General features: G+C 66.3%; 19 protein-coding genes. 7 read left to right on the forward strand and 12 right to left on the reverse strand.

Annotated elements, in window-relative coordinates:
* Window positions 1-40: 40 nt before the first annotated feature.
* From FHR66_RS01060 to FHR66_RS01085, 6 genes are all read right to left on the reverse strand, one after another.
* Window positions 41-454: a GtrA family protein gene (locus FHR66_RS01060; protein WP_160968881.1), complete on the reverse strand. Its 414-nt coding sequence runs from the start codon at window positions 452-454 to the stop codon at window positions 41-43.
* On the reverse strand, window positions 451-1,185 hold the full coding sequence (locus FHR66_RS01065) for an SDR family oxidoreductase (protein ID WP_160968883.1): 735 nt from the start codon (window positions 1,183-1,185) through the stop codon (window positions 451-453). Before FHR66_RS01065 ends, FHR66_RS01060 begins: the two co-directional genes overlap by 4 nt.
* Window positions 1,170-2,489: an FAD-binding oxidoreductase gene (locus FHR66_RS01070; RefSeq protein ID WP_160968885.1), complete on the reverse strand. Its 1,320-nt coding sequence runs from the start codon at window positions 2,487-2,489 to the stop codon at window positions 1,170-1,172. Before FHR66_RS01070 ends, FHR66_RS01065 begins: the two co-directional genes overlap by 16 nt.
* On the reverse strand, window positions 2,486-3,904 hold the full coding sequence (locus FHR66_RS01075) for a UbiA family prenyltransferase (RefSeq protein WP_456361718.1): 1,419 nt from the start codon (window positions 3,902-3,904) through the stop codon (window positions 2,486-2,488). The genes FHR66_RS01070 and FHR66_RS01075 overlap by 4 nt, the downstream gene beginning before the upstream one ends.
* 121 nt (window positions 3,905-4,025) lie before the next feature.
* On the reverse strand, window positions 4,026-4,964 hold the full coding sequence (locus tag FHR66_RS01080; protein WP_160968889.1) for an electron transfer flavoprotein subunit alpha/FixB family protein: 939 nt from the start codon (window positions 4,962-4,964) through the stop codon (window positions 4,026-4,028).
* The gene (locus tag FHR66_RS01085; RefSeq protein ID WP_160968891.1) at window positions 4,964-5,710 is read right to left on the reverse strand and encodes an electron transfer flavoprotein subunit beta/FixA family protein; all 747 of its coding nucleotides are present in this window, start codon (window positions 5,708-5,710) and stop codon (window positions 4,964-4,966) included. The genes FHR66_RS01080 and FHR66_RS01085 overlap by 1 nt, the downstream gene beginning before the upstream one ends.
* Window positions 5,711-5,946: 236 nt before the next feature.
* On the opposite strand from FHR66_RS01085, the gene rfbB reads away from it, so the two are divergent.
* The 4 genes from rfbB to rfbD all read left to right on the forward strand — a co-directional run bounded on the left by rfbB (window position 5,947) and on the right by rfbD (window position 9,416).
* Window positions 5,947-7,002, forward strand: coding sequence for a dTDP-glucose 4,6-dehydratase (rfbB, locus tag FHR66_RS01090; RefSeq protein WP_160968893.1), 1,056 nt, complete (start codon window positions 5,947-5,949; stop codon window positions 7,000-7,002).
* A gap of 61 nt (window positions 7,003-7,063) precedes the next feature.
* Entirely contained in the window at window positions 7,064-7,951 is an 888-nt protein-coding gene (gene rfbA / locus FHR66_RS01095; RefSeq protein WP_160968895.1) for a glucose-1-phosphate thymidylyltransferase RfbA, read from the forward strand.
* On the forward strand, window positions 7,948-8,505 hold the full coding sequence (rfbC, locus tag FHR66_RS01100) for a dTDP-4-dehydrorhamnose 3,5-epimerase (protein WP_160957524.1): 558 nt from the start codon (window positions 7,948-7,950) through the stop codon (window positions 8,503-8,505). The genes rfbA and rfbC overlap by 4 nt, the downstream gene beginning before the upstream one ends.
* On the forward strand, window positions 8,502-9,416 hold the full coding sequence (rfbD, locus tag FHR66_RS01105; RefSeq protein WP_160968897.1) for a dTDP-4-dehydrorhamnose reductase: 915 nt from the start codon (window positions 8,502-8,504) through the stop codon (window positions 9,414-9,416). Before rfbC ends, rfbD begins: the two co-directional genes overlap by 4 nt.
* Window positions 9,417-9,499: 83 nt before the next feature.
* Here the strand turns inward: rfbD and FHR66_RS01110 are convergent, their stop codons facing one another.
* Both FHR66_RS01110 and FHR66_RS01115 read right to left on the reverse strand, forming a co-directional pair.
* On the reverse strand, window positions 9,500-10,903 hold the full coding sequence (locus FHR66_RS01110) for a mannose-1-phosphate guanylyltransferase/mannose-6-phosphate isomerase (protein WP_160968899.1): 1,404 nt from the start codon (window positions 10,901-10,903) through the stop codon (window positions 9,500-9,502).
* A gap of 49 nt (window positions 10,904-10,952) precedes the next feature.
* A complete protein-coding gene (locus FHR66_RS01115; protein ID WP_160968901.1) occupies window positions 10,953-12,299 on the reverse strand; it encodes a phosphohexomutase domain-containing protein in 1,347 nt (448 codons plus the stop codon).
* Window positions 12,300-12,432: 133 nt separating this feature from the next.
* On the opposite strand from FHR66_RS01115, the gene FHR66_RS01120 reads away from it, so the two are divergent.
* Both FHR66_RS01120 and FHR66_RS01125 read left to right on the forward strand, forming a co-directional pair.
* Window positions 12,433-13,170 (forward strand): CoA transferase subunit A, encoded by a 738-nt coding sequence (locus FHR66_RS01120; RefSeq protein ID WP_160968903.1) that lies wholly within the window; start codon window positions 12,433-12,435, stop codon window positions 13,168-13,170.
* A gap of 1 nt (window position 13,171) precedes the next feature.
* Window positions 13,172-13,804 (forward strand): CoA transferase subunit B, encoded by a 633-nt coding sequence (locus FHR66_RS01125; RefSeq protein WP_160957519.1) that lies wholly within the window; start codon window positions 13,172-13,174, stop codon window positions 13,802-13,804.
* A 16-nt stretch (window positions 13,805-13,820) separates the two neighbouring features.
* Here FHR66_RS01125 and FHR66_RS01130 read toward each other — a convergent pair whose 3' ends face one another.
* Complete coding sequence (locus FHR66_RS01130; protein WP_160968905.1) at window positions 13,821-15,890, reverse strand: glycoside hydrolase family 99-like domain-containing protein; 2,070 nt, start codon at window positions 15,888-15,890, stop codon at window positions 13,821-13,823.
* Entirely contained in the window at window positions 15,887-17,530 is a 1,644-nt protein-coding gene (locus tag FHR66_RS01135; RefSeq protein ID WP_160968907.1) for an electron transfer flavoprotein-ubiquinone oxidoreductase, read from the reverse strand. The genes FHR66_RS01130 and FHR66_RS01135 overlap by 4 nt, the downstream gene beginning before the upstream one ends.
* 113 nt (window positions 17,531-17,643) lie before the next feature.
* Between FHR66_RS01135 and FHR66_RS01140 the strand changes: the two genes are divergently transcribed.
* Window positions 17,644-18,231 (forward strand): alpha-ketoglutarate-dependent dioxygenase AlkB family protein, encoded by a 588-nt coding sequence (locus FHR66_RS01140; protein WP_160968909.1) that lies wholly within the window; start codon window positions 17,644-17,646, stop codon window positions 18,229-18,231.
* Window positions 18,232-18,532: 301 nt separating this feature from the next.
* Here FHR66_RS01140 and FHR66_RS01145 read toward each other — a convergent pair whose 3' ends face one another.
* On the reverse strand, window positions 18,533-19,207 hold the full coding sequence (locus FHR66_RS01145; protein ID WP_160968911.1) for an ABC-type transport auxiliary lipoprotein family protein: 675 nt from the start codon (window positions 19,205-19,207) through the stop codon (window positions 18,533-18,535).
* The gene (locus tag FHR66_RS01150; protein WP_043093283.1) at window positions 19,204-20,130 is read right to left on the reverse strand and encodes an MlaD family protein; all 927 of its coding nucleotides are present in this window, start codon (window positions 20,128-20,130) and stop codon (window positions 19,204-19,206) included. Before FHR66_RS01150 ends, FHR66_RS01145 begins: the two co-directional genes overlap by 4 nt.
* Between the last annotated feature and the right edge of the window lies 1 nt (window position 20,131).

Consider the following 20,131-nt stretch of genomic DNA (forward strand, 5'->3'; position numbering starts at 1 on the left):
TTGCGGCGAAGACAATCTCTTCGCCGTCGGCGTGGGTCAGTTAAGAGTGGGATCTTTTGTTGAATACGAACTTCTTGTCCAGCCAGTATTTCAGTGTGTAGCCCAAGCAAAGGCCGATCACGCCGCCGACGTATCGCATTGCGTCAGACCTGAATATGACTTGGAAGAGCGCTTCTGTGCCCCAGAATATAAGGGTGGTGATCAGGCCCATAGCGACATAGAGCCCGAACGTGGCCGCTTCTTTGCCAAGATCTTCGCTTTTGTGGGAGAAAATGAAGTGCTTGTCCAGTAGGTACTTACTGATGAGCCCGGCGGCAGTGCCTGCACACATGGAAAGAGGCAGATAGTAGGGCCCTTGATACAGGTAGACACAGAGCGCTTGCGTGCCAATGTTTGCGAGTATCGATATGGCGGCAAATCCGGCATACATGCCGACTAACTTGAAGTGCCTCACAGTTTGATTCTGCGAAAAACGGATTCCGGGATGTGGGTGATGACGGCCATGATGAGACGCCAGAAACCCGGGAGGTAAGCGACGGAGCGTTTCCTGTCTATGCTGCGTAGGATGCCGCGGGCTACGCTATCCGGTGTCGCCCAGAGCGCGCCCTTTTTGAACTGAGCTGTCATTGGCGTGTCGACAAAGCCGGGTTTTATTGTCAGCACATTAATGCCCTTGCTGCGAAGTTGTTGACCTAGGCCACTCAGGAAGGTGGTAACGGCTGCCTTTGCGCTGCCGTATAGATAGTTGCTGGAACGGCCTCGATCACCGGCCACTGAAGAAATGACTGCTAGCGTCGATCCCGATTCCAGCTTTTGTGCCAATCGGATGGATAACGCAATAGCGGATGTTCCGTTCGTTGCGAATTCGTGAAGCGCGTAATCCACTGAAGCGGTGCAATCTGCCTGATCCGGCAGCGTTCCATGCGCTATGAGGGCCATATCGATGGCGCCCCCCAGTGCCTGGCTTGCTGCATCCAGGCAAGTGGCGTGGTCTTCTAAGCGATTGACATCGAGGACATGCACGGTCACGGCTGCCGCTCCTCGCGTCCTTAGATCCCGCGAAGTTGCTTCCAGTCGTTGAACGTTGCGTCCAACTAGAGCAAGCATGGCGCCACGCTGCGCATAGCGCCTGGCGACAGCCTCGGCGATCGCGGATGTGGCGCCGATGATTAGAATCCGTTGCATGAAACCTCCGTTACGCGACGCCAGAAGCCAGAAGAAAGTTGCGGATCGACATATCGCTGAAACTGCTGCCACGCCGGGAAGCCGCTTTTGAACATCTCTGCCGACATGCGCGCGTCCTTCGCTGGATAGATTGCTCCTCCGGCATGTGCCACGATTCTGTCCAGTCGATCGAGCAAGCGGAATACGTCTTGTCCAGTATTAGGGAAATCGAGCGCAAGTGTCGTTCCTGGGCGCGGAAAAGACAGCAGCCCTAGAGACGGTATGTTTCCAAACTCCTTGAGAACAGCGAGGAAGGAACCGCTACCGCTATGTGAGATTTCGGTCAGTAGCGCAGAAACAGCATCGCGTGCGGTTTCCGCGGGTAGCACGCACTGGTGCTGTAGAAATCCCTTGGGGCCATACATGCGATTCCAATTCGCGATGCCGTCCAGTGGATAGAAATAGCTGCGATAGTGCGCAGAGTATCGCTTTCTAATGGAGGGTTGGCGCCAATAGTAGGCCGTATTAAAGGCGCCCAAGGTCAAGCTATTGACCATGGAAAAGGGGGGCGTGAGCGGCATGTTGCGTTGGCCTTGCCTTGGCTCTGAACGCCCGTCGCCAGGTGCGTGATCGCTGCGCAGAAAGTGCCCTCGACCCGTCTGCTTGCCCTTGGCGAGACAGTCGATCCAGGCAACGGTGTATTCGTATCCGCTGGAAGAAGCCTGCGACAATTCGAAGAACTCATCCAGGTTCCGGAAGCGAATGCACTCGGTTTCCAGCCATGGACCCTGCACTCGGCGCAGTTGCAGTTCAGCCCATAGAATGATGCCTGTCAGACCGAGCCCTCCCACGGATGCCTCAAACAGCCCGCTGGGGTGACCGGCTTGCAATAGATGGCGACTTCCGTCGGTTCGCAAAAGCTCCATTTCAAGGATGTGATGGCCAAAGCTACCTGCGCGATGATGATTCTTCCCGTGTACATCGTTAGCGATAGCGCCCCCAACCGTCGCATATCGCGTCCCTGGAGTGACCGGCAGAAACCATCCTTGAGGTAACACAAGACGAATGACCTCATCCAGCGTCACCCCGGCCTCGCAACGAAGAACGCCCGTCGCAGGGTCGAATGCGATGAAGCGATCTAGGCCGCGAGTCAGATACAGCGCCCCCCCCGGATTGAGGCAGCTATCTCCATAGCTGCGGCCATTGCCATGTGGAAGCGCGGCCTCGCGCAGCGCCGGCAGCGGCGTGCTTCTGTCATAAAGGCGGTGCAGACGCTGCTCTACCCGCGGGTAACGCCCCCAGGATTGACCCGTGGTATCCGTCATATCGCTAGGAGCGCTACGAGTCCGGCCACAGCGATCACCACTTGGCTAACGCGATCGGTCGCGGCGAATACCACTGGGTCGTCATGCATCTCGCCGCGATGCGCCACAATCCATGTCCTGCTCGTCCAGTAAAGGAGGACCGGGCACAACAACCAGAGCACCTGCGGATGCCGGTAGAGGGCTAAGCTTTGTGGGCTATTGATGTAGAGGGCAAGCACCAAGACTGCGCAGTAACCCGACGCAGCGCCCAGCGACTGGACCAATGAGAGATCGGTGACTGAATAGCCGCGCCCCGCGGCTTGCAACTTGCCGTTGGAGAGGGCTGTGGCCAATTCCGTATAGCGTTTGAGCAGGGCCAGGCTGAGGAAAATGAACATTGAAAAGGCTAGGAGCCAGAACGACATGACGGCATCGATCGCTGCCGTACCTCCGATGATGCGAACCGTGTAAAGGGCTGCCAGGAGTACAACATCAATCATCACTATCCGCTTGAGCTTGAACGAGTAGGCCAGCGTCATGACGTAATAGCACACGAGAACCACAAGAAAGTCAGGGCTACACCACAGCGCCAACCCAAGACCGGCCATTGTCAATGCTGGGGCGGCCAGCAATCCATGCAGTAGAGGAAGTGAGCCTGCCGCAAAAGGGCGCTTGCGCTTGCGCTCGTGCAAGCGATCAGGAGTCAGGTCCAACAAGTCATTCAGCAGATAGACGCCGGATGCGCACAAGCTGAATGCCAGAAATGCGAGGCCAGCATCGACTAGCGCCTTCCCGTTAAGGAATTGATGCGCTGTCAGTAACGGCACAAAGACCAGCAGGTTCTTCAACCATTGATGCAAACGGAAGGCTTTGATCCAGGCGCTGAGCCCGCCATTTTGAGCCGGCAGATGTGCTTCGACATGGGTGACGCGCGCAGCCTTGTCTGCCAGCGAAGAACCGGCATTGACAACGATCGCTCGAGCGGAATGCTTCCAGACATCCAGATCAACGTGTCCGTTTGCAACATAGTCGAACCCTTTCTCGCCGTAGCGAGCGACCAGGGCTTCCGCTTTACGCTGTCCGGCTAGGTTGATGTCGCCGTCACTTGCAATGACGTCTTCAAACAGTCCTAGATGATCGGCAATAGGTGCCACCAACAACCGGTCGGATGCGGAGCACAGCACACGCGGCCGCTGCTGCGTGGTTCGCAGCATTTCTATCACGCGCTCGTCGTAGGGAAGAGTTTCAGGCACTAGGCTGACCCGCGACGCGAGTTCGCGCTTCAATGTTGCCTTGCCGCGGAGGAGCCAGAATGGAACTAGCAGCGCGTATAAGGGGTTGCGCACCAGCAGCGCCAAAAGGGATTCGTAAAGAACATCAGAACGAAGCAGCGTGCCATCGAGGTCTACGCAGAGGGCCCGCTTTTCTTGTGTCACGAGTTGGCTATCCTGATTGTTTGCCGTCAGTGCTGACGGTGGGCGCAAGGCAGGACGCATTATAGAACGCTAGCGGCAGAGCCGCCGCCCAATGCTGGGCAGCGGTTGCAGTCGAGCGTGATCAGAGTGCCTTTTCCAGTTCCGGCAGTACCGTGAACAGGTCGCCAACCAGGCCGATGTCGGCGATCTCGAAGATCGGCGATTCCGGGTCCTTGTTGATCGCGACGATGGTGCCGGCGTCCTTGATGCCGGTCAGGTGCTGGATGGCGCCGGAAATGCCGATCGCCACGTACAGCTCCGGCGCGATGATCTTGCCGGTCTGGCCCACCTGCAGTTCGTTGGGCACGTAGCCGGCGTCGACCGCCGCGCGCGAGGCGCCGACCGCCGCACCGAGCTTGTCGGCGAGTTGGTAGACGATCTGGAAGTTCTCCGCCGAGCCGACACCGCGGCCGCCGGAGACCACGCGCTTGGCGCTCTGCAGGTCGGGACGGTCGGACTTGCCGGCGGCCAGGCCGACGAAGCGGGTGTGGCTCGGCAGTGTCGCGTCCACGCTGGCCGCCTCGACCGCCCCGTTGCCGCCCTGCGCCGCTTCCGGCCACGAGGCGCTACGTACGGTGGCCACCACGATCTGGTCGGCCGGGGCCTGCACGCTGATGATGGCGTTGCCGGCGTAGATCGGGCGCTTGAACGCGTACTCGCCGTCCACCGCCATCAGGTCGGAGATCTGGTTGACGCCGAGCAGGGCGGCCACCACCGGCATCAGGTCCTTGCCGAAGGTGGTGGAGGGGCCGAACACGTGGGTGTAGCCGGTCGCCAGGGCGGCGATCTGCGGGCCCAGCACCTGCGCGATGGCGTGTTCGTTGGCGGGATTGGCGACGGTGAGGACGCGGGCGACGCCGGCGATCTGCGCGGCCTGGGCGGCCACCGCGGCCGGATCGGCGGCCAGCACGACGATGTCGATGGCGTCCGGCGACAGTGCCTGCGCGGCGCTGACGCACTTGGCGGTGGCAGCGTTGAGCTGCCCGTTGAGATGTTCGGCGACGATGAGGATCTTGGCCATTACAGCAACCCCTTCTGCTTGAGTGCGGCCACCAGTTCGGCGGCATCCTTGACCATCACGCCGCGGCTGCGCTTGGCCGGCGGGGCGTAGTGGGTGGTGGTGAGGCTGTCGTTGGCGTCCACGCCCAGGTCGGCGAAGGCCAGGGTCTGTAGCGGCTTGCTCTTGGCCTTCATGATGTCCGGCAGCTTGATGAAGCGCGGCTCGTTCAGGCGCAGGTCGGTGGTGACCACCGCCGGCAGGTCCACTTCCAGGGTCTCCAGGCCGGCGTCGACTTCGCGGGTCACCGTCGCCTTGCCGTCGGCCACCACCAGCTTGCCGGCGAAGGTCGCCTGCGGCCGGCCCCACAGCGTGGCCAGCATCTGCCCGGTCTGGTTGGCGTCGTCGTCGATCGCCTGCTTGCCCAGGATCACCAGGTCCGGCTGCTCCTGCTCGACCAGCTTGAGCAGGGTGCGCGCGGCGGTCAGCGGCTGGATCGCCGCGTCGGCGACCACGTGGATGGCGCGGTTGGCACCCATCGCCAGGCCGTTGCGCAGGTGCGCGGCGGCGTCGGCCGGGGCGATGGTGGCGACCACCACCTCGCTGGCGATGCCGGCGTCGCGCAGGCGCAGCGCCTCTTCCAGGGCGATTTCGTCGAACGGGTTGGCGGAGAGCTTGACGCCCTCGGTGATCACGCCGGAGCCGTCCGGCTTGACCTGGATGCGGACGTTGTAGTCCACCACGCGCTTGTAGGCGACGAGGATTTTCATCGTGTACGAGATCCTTCAGCAGTGCGGGAAGGCCCGGCCGCGGCGGCTGGCACGGGGCAGTCGGAGGATTCTAACCGGGCGCGGGGGACCATGCGAGGGCGTATGGTCGGGCGCAAACGGTGGACTGAACAGGCCTGGTCGCGTGAGCGCGTCGGGCCACCTCCAGAGCGCTATGCTTGCCGGTTACGCTCCAGCGATTCTGTCTGGTGCCCAGGCCAAGACACAGGAGAAAGGCATTGGCGACTTGGCTCGTAACCGGCGGTGCCGGTTTCATCGGCGGTAATTTCGTGCTCGAGGCGGTGGCGCGCGGCATCCGTGTGATCAACCTGGACGCACTGACCTACGCCGGAAACCTGAACACACTGGCGTCGCTGGAAGGCAATCCCGACCACGTGTTCGTGCACGGGGACATCGGCGACCGCGATCTGGTGAGCCGTCTGCTTGCCGAGCACCAGCCCGACGCGGTGGTCAATTTCGCCGCCGAGAGCCACGTGGACCGCTCGATCGACGGCCCCGGCGCCTTCATCCAGACCAACGTGGTCGGCACTCTGGGCCTGCTGGAGTCGGTGCGCGATCACTGGAAGGCGCTGCCGGACGGCCGCCGCGACGCGTTCCGTTTCCTGCACGTGTCCACCGACGAGGTCTACGGCACGCTGGGCGAGACCGGCAAGTTCAGCGAAACCACCTCGTATGCGCCGAATTCCCCGTACTCGGCGTCCAAGGCCGCCTCCGACCATCTGGTGCGCGCGTTCCACCACACCTACGGCCTGCCGGTGCTGACCACCAACTGCTCCAACAACTACGGCCCCTACCACTTTCCGGAGAAGCTCATTCCGCTGGTGATCGCCAAGGCGCTGGCCGGCGAGCCGCTGCCGGTGTACGGCGACGGCAAGCAGGTGCGCGACTGGCTGTTCGTCGGCGACCACTGCGAAGCGATCCGCACCGTGCTGGTCAAGGGCAAGGTGGGCGAGACCTACAACGTCGGCGGCAATTCCGAGAAGCAGAACATCGAAGTGGTGCAGGCGATCTGCGCGCTGCTGGACGCACGGCGTCCGCGCGAAGACGGCAAGCCGCGCGCCAGCCAGATCACCTACGTCGCCGACCGGCCCGGCCACGACCGCCGCTACGCCATCGACGCCTCCAAGCTGAAGAACGAACTGGGCTGGGAGCCGAAGTACACCTTCGAACAGGGCATTGCGCTCACCGTGGACTGGTACCTGAGCCATCAGGACTGGGTGCAGGGCGTGCTCGATGGCAGCTATCGGCTGGAACGCATGGGCGCGCTGCAATGATGCGGTGGCCGTTCGATCCTCATGTCCGCTGCACGAAGCAGCGTTTCGACAGAATCTGATCATGACGCAGCGTAAAGGCATCATCCTCGCCGGAGGATCCGGCACCAGGCTGTATCCGATCACCCAGGCGGTCAGCAAGCAATTGCTGCCTGTCTACGATAAGCCGATGATCTACTACCCGCTCAGCGTGCTGATGCTCGCGGGCATTCGCCAAGTGCTGGTGATCAACACGCCCCACGAGCAGGCGCTGTTCCGCAGGCTGCTGGGAGACGGGGCGCAGTGGGGCATGGAGATCCAATACGCGGTGCAGCCCAGCCCCGATGGATTGGCGCAGGCTTATCTGATCGGGCGCGATTTCGTCGACGAAAAGCCGAGCTGTCTGGTGTTGGGCGACAACATCTTCCACGGCCATGGTTTGACCGAGACCTTGCGTCGCGCCGATGCCCGCACGCACGGCGCGACCGTGTTCGGCTACTGGGTGAACGATCCGCAGCGCTATGGCGTGGCCGAGTTCGACGCGTCCGGCAAGGTGATCGACATCGAGGAAAAGCCGGCGTCGCCGCGTTCCAACTATGCGGTGACGGGCCTGTATTTTTACGACGGCGATGCCAGTCGCCATGCCGCAGCGCTGAAGCCTTCCGCGCGTGGCGAGTTGGAAATCACCGATCTCAATCGGCGCTATCTCCAGGAAGGGCGACTGCACTTGGAAGCCTTGGGGCGCGGCTACGCGTGGCTGGATACGGGTACGCATCAATCGTTGCACGAAGCCTCCAATTTCATCGAAACCATCCAGGCGCGCCAAGGCCTGCAAGTCTGCTGCCCGGAGGAGATCGCGTTCCTGCAGGGGTGGATCGATGCCGAACAATTGCAACGTTTGGCGCTTCCAATGGTCAAGAACAGCTATGGCCTGTATCTGCAGGCGCTGGCGAAACGAGGAAAGCTTCTTTGAATCTGATCGAGACCGCGATACCCGGCTGTGCCGTCATCGAACCCAAGGTGTTCGGCGACGCGCGCGGCCATTTCTTCGAAAGCTGGAACGCCGAGCGGTTCGCGCAAGCCGGTTTGCCGGCAGCGTTCTTGCAGAGCAACGTGTCAGTCTCTTCCAAGGGCGTACTGCGCGGCTTGCACTATCAGTGGCCGCGGCCGCAAGGCAAGCTGGTCAGCGTTCTGGAGGGCGAGGTCTATGACGTTGCCGTGGACATACGCCGCGGTTCGCCCTACTTCGGGCGATGGGTTGCCGCTATCTTGAGCGCGGAGAACCACAAGCAGTTCTGGATCCCGGAAGGCTTCGCCCATGGGTTCGCGGTGCTGTCGGAGCGCGCGGTATTCAGCTATCTCTGCACCGATGTCTACGTCCAGGAAGCGGATGCTTCGGTGCGCTGGGATGACGCCGATATTGCGGTGGACTGGCCGCTCAATGCGCCGTTGCTGTCGGCCAAGGACGAAAAGGCGCCATTTTTGAAGGACATCGCAGAGGATCGCCTGCCGGTCTACCAGCCATGAGCATTCTGGTCTTCGGCGGCAATGGCCAGGTCGGGCAGGAACTGCTGCGCGCGCTGGCGGCGCAGGGGCCGGTGTTCGCGACCACGCGCAGCGGCCAGTTGCCCGACGGCAGCGCCTGCGAGCGCGCCGATTTCGACCAGCCGCAGACGCTGGGCGAACTGCTGGACCGGCTGCGGCCGACGGCGGTGGTCAACGCCGCGGCCTACACCGCGGTCGATCGCGCCGAACAGGACGCAGAGGCCGCCCACCGTGCCAATGCCGAATCGCCGGCGGCGATCGCCACCTGGTGTGCGGCGCATGGCGTGCCGCTGGTGCATTACTCCACCGACTACGTGTTCGACGGCCAGGGCACGCAGCCTTATCCCGAGGATGCACCGACCGCGCCGCTGGGCGTGTACGGTGCCACCAAGCTGGCCGGTGAGGAGGCGATCCGCGCTTCCGGTGCGCAGCACCTGATCTTCCGCACCGCCTGGGTGTATGCCGTGCACGGGAACAATTTCCTGCGCACCATGCTGCGCGTCGGCGCCGACCGCGACGAACTGCGGGTGGTCGCCGACCAGGTCGGCACGCCGACCCCGGCGGCGCTGATCGCCGATGTCACCGCGCGCGTGCTGGCGCAGCGCGCGACGCTGCCGTCCGGGACCTGGCATATGACCGCGGTCGGCGAGACCACCTGGCACGGCTTCGCCGAGGCGATCTTCGCCGAGGCGGTGGCGGCCGGCCTGCTGCCGCGCGCGCCGCGGGTGCTGCCGATCACCACCGCGGAGTATCCGACCCCGGCCAAGCGCCCGGCCTACTCGCGCCTGGACGTGTCGCGCCTGCAGCGCGATTTCGCGCTGGAACTGCCGCAGTGGCGCGATGGCCTGCGCCAGGTGATCGGCGAACTCGCCACGGCAGCACCGGCCGCCTGACCTGCCGTACGCGGCAGAAAAAGCGCAGCCGAAAAACAAAGAGCCGGGCAGTGCCCGGCTCTTTGGGTTGTGGCGTGCCGGACTCAGGTGCGCCCGTAGGTGTCCTCGAAGCGCACGATGTCGTCCTCGCCCAGGTAGCTACCCGACTGCACCTCGATCAACTCCAGCGGCAGCTTGCCGGGGTTCTTCAGGCGGTGGGTCACGCCGAGCGGGATGTAGGTGCTCTGGTTTTCGGTGAGCAGCAGTACTTCCTCGCCACGGGTGACTTCGGCGGTACCGCTCACCACGATCCAGTGCTCGGCGCGGTGGTGATGCATCTGCAGGCTCAGCGTGGCGCCGGGCTTGACCGTGATGCGCTTGACCTGGAAACGCTGGCCGTTGTCGATCGAGTCGTAGGCGCCCCACGGGCGGTACACCTTGCGGTGCCAGGTAGCTTCCGAGCGGCCGTTGGCCTTGATCCTGGCGACGATGTCCTTCACTTCCTGGATGCGCTCGCGGTGGCCGACCAGCACCGCGTCGTCGGTCTCCACCACCACCACGTCCTGCAGGCCGACCATCGCGATCAGGCGCGAGCCGTAGGCGTAGGTGTTGCGGCAATCGATCTCGATCACGTCGCCGTGGTGGGCATTGCCGTTGGCATCCTGCGGCGATACGTCCAGCAGCGCTGACCAGGAGCCGACGTCGCTCCACTTGGCGTCCAGCGGCACCACCACCGCGTCGGCGGTCTTTTCCATCACCGCGTAGTCGATGGAGTCGGAGGGGCTGGCGGCGAAGGCGTCCTTGTCCAGACGGGTGAAGTCGGCGTCGCGCTTTGCCGACTGCCACGCCTTGGTGCAGGCATCGGCGATGGCGGGCTGGAACTTGCGCAGTTCTTCCAGGTAGCGCGAGGCGCGGAACAGGAACATGCCGCTGTTCCAGTAATACTCGCCCGACGCCAGATAACTTTTCGCGGTGGCCAAGTCGGGTTTTTCGACGAAGCGCTCGACCGCGCGCGCGCCATCGCCGGCGGCCGCCTTGATGTAGCCGTAGCCGGTTTCCGGTGCGGTCGGCTTGATCCCGAACGTCACCAGCTTGCCTTGCTCGGCCGCGATGGCGGCCACGCGCACCGCTGCCTGGAAGGCCGCCTCGTCGCCGATCACATGATCGGAAGGCAGGACCAGCAACAGCGGATCGGCGCCGTCGCGTGAGGCCTCCAGCGCCGCCACGGCGATCGCCGGCGCGGTGTTGCGGCCCTTGGGTTCGAGCAGGATCGCATGCGGCTTCACGCCGATCTGTTGCAACTGCTCGGCCGCGACGAAGCGGTGTTCTTCGTTGGCGACCACGATGGGCGCATGCGCGGCGACCGGCGCCGCGCGCTGCCAGGTGGCCTGCAGCATGCTCTGCTCGCCGACCAGTGGCAGGAATTGCTTGGGATACGACTCGCGCGACAACGGCCACAGGCGCGTGCCGGAACCGCCGGACAGGATGATGGGAAGGACGTCGCTCATGGGCGGGGGAACTCCATAGTGCGTCTGTGGGTGGGGGAGGGTGTCGGGATCAGCCGCGCAGCAGCTCGGAGATCTCCTGGGTACGCTGTTCCAGCAACGCCGCATCGCCGCGGGTTTCCACGTTCAGGCGCAGCAGCGGCTCGGTGTTGGAACTGCGCAGGTTGAAGCGCCAGTCGGCGAATTCGGCGCTGACGCCGTCGGTGTAGTCCAGCGTCGGCGCATGCGAGGCGAAGTGTTCCATCACCCGCGCCACCGCCGCCTTGGCGTCGGCGACCTTGAAGTTGATCTCGCCGCTGCACGGGAACTTCTGCATGCGCGCCTCGACCAGATCGGCCAGCGAGCGGCCGGACTGCGACACCAGTTCGGCGATCAGCAGCCACGGGATCATCCCCGAGTCGGCGTAGGCGAATTCGCGGAAGTAGTGGTGCGCGCTCATCTCGCCGCCGTACACGGCGTTTTCGCTGCGCATCTTCTCCTTGATGAAGGCATGCCCGCTCTTGCACAGCACCGGAATGCCGCCGGCCTCCTCGACCTGTTCGATCGTGTTCCAGGTCAGGCGCGGGTCGTGCACGACCTTGCCGCCCGGCTGCTTGGCCAGGATCGCCTGCGCCAGCAGGCCCACCAGGTAGTAGCCCTCGATGAAGCGGCCGTCGGCGTCGAAGAAGAAGCAGCGGTCGAAGTCGCCGTCCCAGGCGATGCCGAAGTCGGCGCCGTGCTGCTTGACCGCATTGGCCGTGGCAGCGCGATTCTCCGGCAGCAGCGGGTTGGGAATGCCGTTGGGGAAGTGGCCGTCCGGCTCGTGGAAGACGCGCACGAACTCGAACGGCAGGTGCGGCGCCAGCAGGTCGATGATGGCACCGGCGCCGCCGTTGCCGGCGTTGACCACCAGCTTCAGCGGCTTGAGCGTGGCGCGGTCCACGTAGCTGAGCAGGTGCTCGATGTAGGCGCTCTTGTCCGGGCGGTGATGCTCGGCGGCGGTCGGCGTGGCGGCCGGCGCGGTGTCGGCGGCGACGGTGTCGCGGATCGCGAACAGGCCGGTATCGGAGCTGATCGGGCGCGCGTTCTCGCGCACCAGCTTCATGCCGTTGTAGTCCATCGGGTTGTGGCTGGCGGTGACCATCACGCCGCCGGCGGCCTGCAGGTGGTCGGTCTGGAAATACACTTCCTCGGTGCCGCACAGGCCGATGTCGATGACCTCGCGGCCGCTGGCGCGCAGGCCCGCCGACAGTGCCGCCTGCAGCGCCGGGCTGGCCAGGCGCACGTCATGGCCGACCACCACCGGGCCGCTCTGCAACTGCCCCGCCAGCGCCACGCCGATGCGGCGCGCCAAGTCCTCGTTCAGTTCGTCGGGAACGCGACCGCGGATGTCGTAGGCCTTGAATGCGGGAAGCGACATAGGAAGAGGGTCCTAGTTGGGGGAAACCGGAGTGTAACGTTCCGCCGCTTAATCGGTCGTTGCGGCGGTGCGGCGGGGGTCCGGCGCGGCGAGCGGCTAGACTACGCGCCTATTTCCAACGCGGAGCTGGCGAATGGGCGACACCACTACCCCTGCGGGCGGGCGGCGCGGCAAGCTTTACCCTGATGCGGCCACGGCGCTGGCCGACGTGGTGGCGGACGGGCAGACCCTGGCGGTCGGCGGCTTCGGCCTGTGCGGCATCCCGGAGGCCTTGATCGCAGCCTTGCGCGACAGCGGCGTCGGCGGCCTCACGGTGATCTCCAACAATGCCGGCGTCGATGGCTTCGGCCTGGGCCAACTGCTGGCGACGCGGCAGATCCGCAAGATGATTTCGTCCTACGTCGGCGAGAACAAGGAGTTCGAACGCCAGTACCTGGCCGGCGAACTGGAACTGGAATTCAATCCGCAGGGCACCCTGGCCGAACGCCTGCGCGCCGGCGGCGCGGGCATCCCCGCGTTCTTCACCGCCACCGGCTACGGCACGGTGGTGGCCGAGGGCAAGGAGACCCGCGAATTCGACGGCAAGCATTACGTGCTGGAGACCGCCCTGCGCGCCGACGTGGCCCTGGTCAAGGCGTGGAAGGCCGATGCCGCCGGCAACCTGGTGTTCCGCAAGACCGCGCGCAATTTCAACCCGGCCTGCGCGATGGCCGGCAAGGTCTGCATCGCCGAGGTCGAAGAAGTGGTGGAGACCGGCAGCCTGGATCCGGACCAGGTGCACCTGCCCGGCATCTACGTCGACCGCATCGTGCACAACCCGCACCCCGAAAAACGCATCGAACAGCGCACCCTGCGCCAGAAGGACGCCTGACATGGCCTGGACCCGCGACGACATGGCGCAGCGCGCCGCCCGCGAACTCACCGACGGCGCCTACGTGAATCTGGGTATCGGCCTGCCGACCCTGGTCGCCAACCACATTCCCGAGGGCGTGGACGTGTGGCTGCAATCGGAGAACGGCCTGCTCGGCATCGGCCCGTTCCCCAGCGAGGACGAGGTCGACGCCGACCTGATCAACGCCGGCAAGCAGACCGTCACCGCCCGCGCCGGCGCCAGCTACTTCGGTAGCCACGATTCCTTCGCGATGATCCGCGGCGGCCATATCGACCTGGCCATCCTCGGCGCGATGCAGGTCAGCGAGAAGGGCGACCTGGCCAACTGGATGGTGCCGGGCAAGATGGTCAAGGGCATGGGCGGCGCGATGGACCTGGTGGCCGGGGTCAAGCGCGTGGTCGTGCTGATGGAACACGTGGCCAAGGACGGCAGCCACAAGATCCTGCCGGCCTGCGATCTGCCGCTGACCGGTGTCGGCGTGGTCGATCGCATCATCACCGACCTGGCCGTGTTCGACGTCACCGACAGCGGCCTGGTGCTGGTGGAAACCGCCGAGGGCGTGGACGAGGCCGAACTGGTCGCCAAGACCGGCGTGCCGTTCCGGCGCGGGTAAGGGTGCGCTGCGCCGCTCAGGCGCTGCGCTGCGCGTAGGCGTAGTCGGTGGTGGATACCGGCGGTGGCTGGCCGAGCAGGTCGGCCACGGTGGCCACCCGGTAGCCGGCGCGCTCGGCCAGCGGCGCCGCCAGCCGTTCCACCGCATGCGCCAGGGTGGCGTCGAGCTGCCCGTGCTCGGCCTCGAATTCGGACGGGCACAGGCCGCTGTCCAGCAGCGGCCGCAGCGCGTCCAGGCGTGCCCAGAACATGCTGCCCGAGATGAACTGCGCCTGCTCCAGGCGCGCGTCGCTGTGGCCGGTCCGGCGCAGCAGGTAGTCGGCGGCCGCGCGGTTGCCGCCCCAGAATTCGGCCAACGGCAGCAGATGGCCTTCGGGCGCGACCAGGCCGAGCGCAGGCTCCTGCGCGAAGGCCTGCAGCACGCGCGCGGCACGGTCGGCGCTGGCCAGGCGTTGCAGCAGTTCGGTGCGCCAGGCATCGCCGTTGTGCAGATGGGTGCTGCGCTTGGTATGCAGTTTCAGCACCACGTCCACGCCATCGCGCAGCAGCCGCTCGGCGGCGTGCAGGAACGGCAGGATGTCGCGGCCGCGGTTCTCCAGCACCATCACCTCGGACGGCAGCGCGCACGCACGCAGGTGCGCGCGCACCGCATCGGCCTGGTCGGGCGAGGTGGTGACCAGCAGACGCCACGGCACGGCGCTCGCGGCCAGTTGCGCCAGCAGTTCCGGCAGCACGTCCGGATACCACGCGTGGATGATCGCGTGCGGCGTCGCGTCGCGCGCCGGCAGTGGCGCCAGCGCGCGGCGGGTTGCATCGAGATAGGCATGGCCCAGCCGCGCATCCGGTTCCAGCACGGCGCCTTCGGCCCACTCGTTCCAGGCGTTGACGAACACCAGGCGCTGCTCGGCGCGGCGACCCTGCAGCCGGGTATGGATGGTGGTGCGCAGCCAGTCCTCGTAGCCGCGCGGCGAGGCGTGCAGATAGACGCGGCCGGCGCCGGGACGGCGCGCTTCGTTGTCCCAGCCCGGGTTGACGCCCGGATACAGCAGATAGTCGGGCAGCGGGCGCGCGGCGATCTCCGCGGCCAGGGCGCGCCAATCCAGCACGGCGCCGCTGTAGTCGGGATTGAGCAGGTGCTGCTCGGCGGCCAGCGAGCGGGGATTGCTCATGTTCGGCGGGAACTCGACCGCCGCGTCGAAACCGATGTCGCGCGGGTCCGGCCGCTCGAAGCCCTGCACGTAGGCCAGGTGCAATTCGCCGATGCCGTGTTCTCGGCACCAGTCGCGCCAGCGCGTGGCGGTGGCCTGTGGATCCGGCAGCAGATGCGGGCGGTACACCAGCAGCATCGGTCGGCCATCCACGCGCAGGCAGCGCGGGTCGCGCAGGTAGTCGGCGACGTGCGCGATGAAGTCCAGATCGTCCTGCGCGCTGTGCGCCTGCGCCATCAGCACATCGTCGCCGCGGCCGTCCCAGCGCCGCGACCATTGCTCGTTGGCCCAGCACAGGCAGAACGGCAGCTCCAGCGTGGGATCGTCCAGCCACTGTCGCAGCGGCGTCTCCAGCAGGGTCTTGCCGCCGAACCAGTAGAAGTAGAAGCAGAACGCGCCGATGCCGTACTGCTTCGCCAGCGCCACCTGCTGCCGCATGCTCTGCGGGTTGCGCAGGTCGTAGAACCCCAGGTCCGCCGGCAGCCGCGGCTGCACATGTCCCTCGAACTGCGGCAGCGCGCGGGTGACGTTGCGCCATTCGGTGAAGCCGGTGCCCCACCAGGCGTCGTTCTCCGGGATCGGATGGAACTGCGGCAGGTAGAACGCCACCACGGTCGCCGGCAGTGGCGTGGGCAATGGCGCTTCCTGCGAGGACACGTGGCCGATCGCGCGTTCGTCGGCGCGCGCGCGCGGCCGGCGTTCGCCATGCCCGTCGGTGGCGCGCCCGCGCGGCGGCGGCGGCACCAGATCCGCATGGCGCTCCAGGAAGCGCGCGCGCAGGCGATCGCGCTGCGCCGGCGCCAGCGGCAGGACGCGGAAGCCCGCGCGCAGCGTGAGGTACAGCGCCGCCTTCAGGCGCGCGGGCAGGCCTGCGCTCACAGGTTCTGGTAGTTCGGCCCGGAGCCGCCTTCCGGCGTCACCCAGTCGATGATCGCGTACGGATCCTTGATGTCGCAGGTCTTGCAATGCACGCAATTGGCAGCGTTGATCTGCAGGCGCTTGCCGGCCGCGTCGTCGACGATCTCGTACACCGCCGCCGGGCAGAAGCGCGTGCACGGGTTGCCGTACTCCTCGGTGCAGCGGGTCACGCAGATCTGCGGATCGAGCACGTGCAGGTGCACCGGCTGGTCCTCGTCGTGCTCGGTGGCGGCGAAGTACACGCCCTGCAGGCGGTCGCGCGGGGCCAGCTCGCGCTGCACGTAGTCGCGCTTGGGCTGCTCGTGCTCGCCCAGCCGGTCCAGGCTCTTCCAGTCGGCGCCGACCTTGAGCGTCCACGGCGAGGCGCCCTTGACCAGGGTTTCCCACGCGCCATTGAGCAGGCCGAACCACAGCCCCTTCTTGAAACCGGGCTTGATGTTGCGTACCTGGCGCAACTCGGCCATCACCTCCGAGCCGCGCAGGCGCGCGTCGAAGCCGGCCGGGTCGAGCGCGGCGCCGGCGGCGAGGTGTTCGGCGGCGAGCATGCCGCTGCGGATCGCCTGATGGGTGCCCTTGATCTTGGGCACGTTGAGCAGGCCGGCGGTGTCGCCGATCAGCAGCGCGCCGGGCATCTCCACCTTCGGCAGCGACTGCCAGCCGCCGCTGGCGATGGCGCGCGCGCCGGCCGAGAGGATGCTGCCGCCTTCCAGCAGCGACTTCATCATCGGGTGGTTCTTCCACTGCTGGAAGGCTTCCCACGGCCGGTATTCGGGGTCGTGGTAGTCCAGGCCGCTGACGTAGCCCAGCGCCACCTGGTTGTTCTCCAGGTGGTACAGGAAGCTGCCGCCGTAGGTCTTGCTGTCGGCCGGCCAACCCAGGGTGTGCACGATCTTGCCGGGGCTGACGCGGCCCTCGGGCAACTGCCACAGCTCCTTGATGCCGATCGAGAACGCCTGCGGATCGTGGCCGGCGTCGAGCGCGAAACGCGCGATCAGGCGCTTGGTCAGGTGTCCGCGCGCGCCTTCGGCCAGCACCGTGACCTTGGCGCGGATGTCGATGCCGGCGGTGTAGCCCGGCTTGTGCGATCCGTCCTTGGCCACGCCCATGTCGCCGATGCGCACGCCCAGCACCGTGCCGTCCTCGGCGTGCAGGGTCTCGGCGGCGGCGAAGCCGGGGTAGATCTCCACGCCCAGCGCCTCGGCCTGGGGTGCGAGCCAGGCGCACATGGCGCCGAGGCTGACGATGAAATTGCCGTGGTTGCGCATGCCCGGCGGCACCATCGGGAACTTGTGCCCGCCGTCCTTGCTCAGGTACCAGAACTCGTCCTCGGCCGCCGGCACGCAGATCGGCGGCGGGTTGTCGCGCCAGCCGGGCAGCAGCGCATCCAGCGGCGCCGGTTCGATCACCGCGCCGGACAGGATGTGCGCCCCGATGGTGCTGGCCTTCTCGATCACGCAGACCGAGATGTCGGGGTTGAGCTGCTTGAGCCGGATTGCGAACGCCAACCCGGCCGGGCCCGCGCCGACGGTGACGACGTCGTACTCCATGACGTCGCGCTCCACTGGCTGCGGCGCGTTGGCGCCGCCCTCGGTTCCCGTCATCTGTTCCGCTCCCGTTGGCTCGTTCTGGCTGCCTGCATTTTCAGGGTTTGCGCGTGAAGGGGCAAATTCCGCACGCCGGCGTATGGTGGGGGCGGGCGTGCTAGCGTGGCGCGATGGAACTGGACCTGCCCGGCGCCGATCTGCGCTGGTATCCCGAGTGGCTGGACCCGACCGCGGCGGCGGCGCTGTGCGCGCAGTTGTTGCGCGAGGTGCCGTGGGAAGTGCACCGGATCCGCCTGTTCGGCAAGCTGGTCGATTCGCCGCGGCTGAGCTGCTGGATCGGCGATGCCGACGCCAGCTACCGCTATTCCGGTACCCGCTTCGCGCCGCATCCGTGGCCGCCGGCGCTGCTGCCGCTGCGTGCGCGGCTGGCGGCCGAGACCGGGGTGGCGTTCAACAGCGTGCTCGCCAACCGCTACCGCGACGGCCGCGACGCCATGGGCTGGCACAGCGACGACGAGCGCGAACTCGGCCCGGCGCCGGTGATCGCCTCGCTGAGCCTGGGGGCGTCGCGTCGCTTCCTGTTGCGCCATCGCCAGCAGCCGGCGCTGCGCCAGGCGTTGGAACTGAGCTCCGGCGGATTGCTGCTGATGGCGGGCGACACCCAGCGCCTGTACCGGCACGCCCTGCCGCGCACCGCCAAGCCGGTCGGCGAGCGGATCAACCTGACGTTCCGCCGCATTGCGCCTTCCTTGCCCTGATCCCTTCTCCCTCCGGGAGAAGGTGCCCCGAAGGGGCGGATGAGGGTCGGGAGCGCTAGGGAGGCATCTGGGGAAGAAGACTCCCTGGCCGCCGCACCCTCACCCCCAGCCCCTCTCCCGGTGGGAGAGGGGAGTACAGCGCTCATGCGGTGGCACGGATGGGCTGTCCCTTCTCCCACCGGGAGAAGGTGCCCCGAAGGGGCGGATGAGGGTTCGGGCGCTAGGGAGGTTTCTGGGGAGATGACTCCGCAGCCGCCGTACCCTCACCCCCGACCCCTCTCCCGGTGGGAGAGGGGAGTTATCAGCGCCGCGGCGGCTTCGGGCTGGCCGGCGGCGGAACGCTCGGCGCCATCGCCGTGGCCGCGTCGGCCTGGCCCTGCTGCAGGGTCCAGCCGACCACATCGTGGCCGAGTTGCGACATGGCCTGGCCGAAGGCGTCGACCACCTGCGATTCGGCGGTGCCGGCGGCCGGCTGGGTCACCAGGAAGGTGCGCGAGGCGACCACGCGCTGGTCGGCGCTGTACAGCAGTTTGGCATTGAGTTCGATGGTGGCCGACGGCACCGCGCGCCCGGCGTAGTCCGCTTCGAAGCGGCGCAGGTCCAGCAGCAGCTTGTAGTCGGCGCGAATGCCGGTGCCGAGCCGGGCCACGCCGGGGATGCGCCCGGAATCCTCGAACCCGCGCAGCAGCATGTCCTCGAGCATGTCGGTGGCCGGCTGCGCCCAGCTGACGCCGCCGTACACCTGCAGTTCGTCGGGCGTCGGCCGCACCGCGATGCGCGAACTGTCGACCACGCGCGCGGCGCTGGGCTTGGTCAGTGCCAGTTGCCAGCTCACCTGCGGCCAGGTTGGGTCGGCGGTCACCCGCACGTCCGGCGCGTAGATCGTCACCGGCTCCTTGTTGCCGCCGGGCAGCGAGCAGCCGGCCAGCAGCAGGGCCGGCACGGCGAGCAGGAGGAAGGCGCGCATCGGCTTCATTTGGGTTTGAACTCCTTCGGGGCGTCGCGGCCGAGCAGGTAGCGCGCGGGGTTGTTGTCCAGGCGGTCGCTGACCCGGCGCAGGTCGCGGATCAGGCCGCGCAGTTCGGTCAGGGTCGGGCCGAGCTGGCCGAGGCCGTCGTTGGCGAAGCTGTTGATCGCCGAGCGGTTCTCGCCAAGGATCTTGTCGGCATTGCCCGCGGCAGAATCCAGCTTGCTCAGCGTGTCCTCCAGCTTGTCCAGGATCGGCGGCAGCTGCTGCACCAGATTCTGGTCCAGGCGCTGGATGGTGCCGTTGGTGGTCTTGAGCGTGGTGTCCAGGTTGCGCGCGGCGTCGCGCGCACTGACGATCAGCGACTGCATGCCCTGGTCGCGGTCGGCCAGGCCGCCGCTGATGGTCTCCAGGTTGTGCAGGGTGGCGGTGATGCTGGCGACGTTGCGGTCGCTGAGCACTTCGTCCAGGCGTTCGACGATGCGGTTGGCGGTGTCGGTGATGTTCTGCAGCGCCGAGGGCGTGGTCTGGATGATCGGCGCATCGCTGTTGTCGATCGAGGTCAGCGACGGCGCTTCCGGGGTGCCGCCGGAGAGCTGGATGATCGACGGGCCGGTCAGGCTGGTGATGCCCAGCTTGGCGCGGGTATCGCTCTTGATCGGCGTGGTCGAGTTGACCCGGATCCGCGCCACCACCTGGCGCGGGTCGTTCGGCGCCAGGGTCAGCTCGGTGATCGAGCCCACCGCGATGCCGTTGTACTGCACCGGGCTGCCGACCGACAGGCCGGTCACCGCCTCGCGGAACACCACGCGGTATTCCTGCCAGGTGCGGTCGGAGGAGTACTTGGCGGCCCAGAGTCCGAACAGCAGCAGCGCGATCCCCACCACGATGGTGAAGGCGCCGATCAGCACGTAATTGGCTTTGGTTTCCATG

The sequence above is a fragment of the Xanthomonas sp. F4 genome, from assembly GCF_011761895.1.

Excerpts from the sequence above, each read along its gene's own strand:
- FHR66_RS01145 (WP_160968911.1), bottom strand. The coding sequence starts at position 19,207 with ATGAAGCCGATGCGCGCCTTCCTCCTGCTCGCCGTGCCGGCCCTGCTG.
- rfbD (WP_160968897.1), top strand. The coding sequence starts at position 8,502 with ATGAGCATTCTGGTCTTCGGCGGCAATGGCCAGGTCGGGCAGGAACTG.
- FHR66_RS01065 (WP_160968883.1), bottom strand. The coding sequence starts at position 1,185 with ATGCAACGGATTCTAATCATCGGCGCCACATCCGCGATCGCCGAGGCT.
- FHR66_RS01070 (WP_160968885.1), bottom strand. The coding sequence starts at position 2,489 with ATGACGGATACCACGGGTCAATCCTGGGGGCGTTACCCGCGGGTAGAG.
- FHR66_RS01140 (WP_160968909.1), top strand. The coding sequence starts at position 17,644 with ATGGAACTGGACCTGCCCGGCGCCGATCTGCGCTGGTATCCCGAGTGG.
- FHR66_RS01150 (WP_043093283.1), bottom strand. The coding sequence starts at position 20,130 with ATGGAAACCAAAGCCAATTACGTGCTGATCGGCGCCTTCACCATCGTG.
- FHR66_RS01085 (WP_160968891.1), bottom strand. The coding sequence starts at position 5,710 with ATGAAAATCCTCGTCGCCTACAAGCGCGTGGTGGACTACAACGTCCGC.
- FHR66_RS01135 (WP_160968907.1), bottom strand. The coding sequence starts at position 17,530 with ATGACGGGAACCGAGGGCGGCGCCAACGCGCCGCAGCCAGTGGAGCGC.
- FHR66_RS01110 (WP_160968899.1), bottom strand. The coding sequence starts at position 10,903 with ATGAGCGACGTCCTTCCCATCATCCTGTCCGGCGGTTCCGGCACGCGC.
- FHR66_RS01120 (WP_160968903.1), top strand. The coding sequence starts at position 12,433 with ATGGGCGACACCACTACCCCTGCGGGCGGGCGGCGCGGCAAGCTTTAC.
- rfbA (WP_160968895.1), top strand. The coding sequence starts at position 7,064 with ATGACGCAGCGTAAAGGCATCATCCTCGCCGGAGGATCCGGCACCAGG.
- FHR66_RS01080 (WP_160968889.1), bottom strand. The coding sequence starts at position 4,964 with ATGGCCAAGATCCTCATCGTCGCCGAACATCTCAACGGGCAGCTCAAC.
- FHR66_RS01115 (WP_160968901.1), bottom strand. The coding sequence starts at position 12,299 with ATGTCGCTTCCCGCATTCAAGGCCTACGACATCCGCGGTCGCGTTCCC.
- FHR66_RS01125 (WP_160957519.1), top strand. The coding sequence starts at position 13,172 with ATGGCCTGGACCCGCGACGACATGGCGCAGCGCGCCGCCCGCGAACTC.